Annotated in this window: 3 protein-coding genes; all 3 read right to left on the bottom strand. The window is 26.3% G+C overall.

Features of this window, described 5'->3' with window-relative positions:
* Positions 1-238: hypothetical protein (locus tag ACZW67_RS14230; RefSeq protein WP_465183797.1), on the bottom strand; the 238-nt coding region annotated here is incomplete at its 3' end.
* Positions 235-1,128, bottom strand: coding sequence for a glycosyltransferase family protein (locus ACZW67_RS14225; protein WP_465183796.1), 894 nt, complete (start codon positions 1,126-1,128; stop codon positions 235-237). The genes ACZW67_RS14230 and ACZW67_RS14225, both read right to left, overlap by 4 nt.
* Before the next feature lie 3 nt (positions 1,129-1,131).
* The gene (locus ACZW67_RS14220) at positions 1,132-2,181 is read right to left on the bottom strand and encodes an EpsG family protein (protein WP_465183795.1); all 1,050 of its coding nucleotides are present in this window, start codon (positions 2,179-2,181) and stop codon (positions 1,132-1,134) included.
* Positions 2,182-2,249 lie beyond the last annotated feature (68 nt).

Below are 2,249 nucleotides of genomic sequence, written 5' to 3'. Positions count from 1 at the left end.
TAGCAATTGATCTTAAAATATAAAACAAACAAGCTTTTAAAGATATGCCTTGATAATATGGTAAAATAATTTTATTAAACTCATACGGAATAGGAAACTCTTCTTGTTCGTAGCTTTCGGAAAACATTCCACCGACATAGACCTTATATTTTTTTTCCAGTTCACTAAGTACTTGGTTTATATATAAACCAGCACCACCTGAGATACCGACATGAGGTATTATTAGGATATTATTCATTTCGAAAGCTTAATAAATTTATAGTATTGATATATAGAATGCATAAAATTTCTCTTATGATAATGTGAAATATCTCGGTCTAATACTGAAGAATCTATACTATTTTTATGCATATTTATTTCTTTTTCATAAATATCTTGATTTTGCAATTTATGATTCGTACCACTATGCATCCCGCTACCATCTTGTCCTATATTTCTTACTAAAGATAATTTAGGGAAAATACATCTCATTGATTTTTTATATAGATAGTAACAAATATAGTAATCAAGCAAAAAATATTTCATTTTTTCAGAGTAAATTAATCCAGATACAACATGATAACCCATGGAATCGATCATTTTCTGAAAATTAATGAATGATAGTCTTTCATTTACTATAAGGAAATTACTATTCTCCATTTTCTGATATTTATTTTTCCAAACTCCATATCCATTAGAAGTAAAACCTTGCCTAGAAAAAGTATCATCTATTGTTTTCAAAATAACAGGCTCTAAATAACCACATATTGCAAAAATATCCTTATTAGATTTATATAACTCTAAACCTTTATTCATATAGGAAAGAAAATGAGTCGAAAAAACATTATCATCTTCGGTTATAATTATCGTATCATAATTTAAAAACACCTCATTCCTCGCAAGATTAAAATTATCAACAGCGCCGTAGTTTTCATCTCTTTGTATAAGATTTACTTTTTTAAAGCCTTTAATTTTAGAAATATATTTTTTTATGCTTATCTGTTTTTCAGAAGCACTGTTAGAAGCAGGGCCATCAAGAGCTATAAAAACTACTGTTTCGTCAGCACCATTACAAGCTAAAAGACTTTCAATTGTTTTTTTAAAATGTTCATCTCTATCATAAACAGTAATTAATATAGGAGCATTCATAATTTAACCTACCAAATCATTTATTGTTTTCATACCAGAAGGAATAACTTTAACATTAGATAAATTAGAAGTTATAAAGTATAAGAAAAAGACCGCAGATGTTATGATAATAAAATATTTTAACACCCTACTTTTATAAGTTGGAACGGACAATACAAGTGGGAAAAATAATAAAAAGTAAACTGCTAATCTTTGCAAGTAAAAAAGACCTGGTATAAGATTATATATCACAGTTAATATAAAAAAACCAGATAATATAAAATTATCAATAGGCTTTATTTCGTGGTTCTTAAGATTATACAGTGTCCAGAACAGAAGGAAATTAAAGAATATTGTTAGCAAACCAAAGGGCTGATAACTTGTTTCATCTCCTATATATATAACGTAAATATTCAATATAGTACTTAAATTGTTTGCTATATAATTGAGCTGATTACTGAGAATCGAACCAAAAAACAAAGTCAATAAAGCAGTAAATACCATTAAAAATTTAGATATCCTTAAATTCCATATAAAATAAATTAGGATACAAAAAAAGGCACTGACATGAAATAATGCTGCAAAAAATATAAAAATAATATAGTTCAGAAAATGTCTTTTTTCTATAAAACGGAAACCAAAAAAAACTATAGCTGCAGCACAATACTGCCTAACAAGATTAAAAGTATTAAAATAAAAAACAGAAAATGACATGTAAACTATTATCATTAATTGAAAGTTTTTAAAACGACTAAAAGCATATACTATTAGAAAATTTGTTATTATTGCTAGTATGAGAAAGAACATAACCTCACTAAAACCATAACTATTTATAAACTTAACAAGAAAAGTATAACCAGGTTCTATAACGTTATATGTTCTGCTATTTTGTTGGATAACATCAGTATATCCTTCATAATCTTGGCCCAACCCAAATCTAAAAGCTGAAAAATAAGTTAAAAATGTTGCTGTAGTAAAAACAAATAAGCTTTTACTATCTTTATTCAAATTTGGATAGCTATATAAAAATAATGAGAGGAAAGTACTTGCCCATAGCATAATCCAGAATATCATACCTTTCCTTATCTATAAAAATATATTTATTACAGTTAAGCTTTTAATATAATAAAGTATAAATCTAT

This window comes from Psychrobacter sp. TPE 89C (assembly GCF_055522395.1).
Note: the sequence above shows the minus strand (reverse complement) of the source record. Positions and strands in the feature narration are given on the sequence as shown.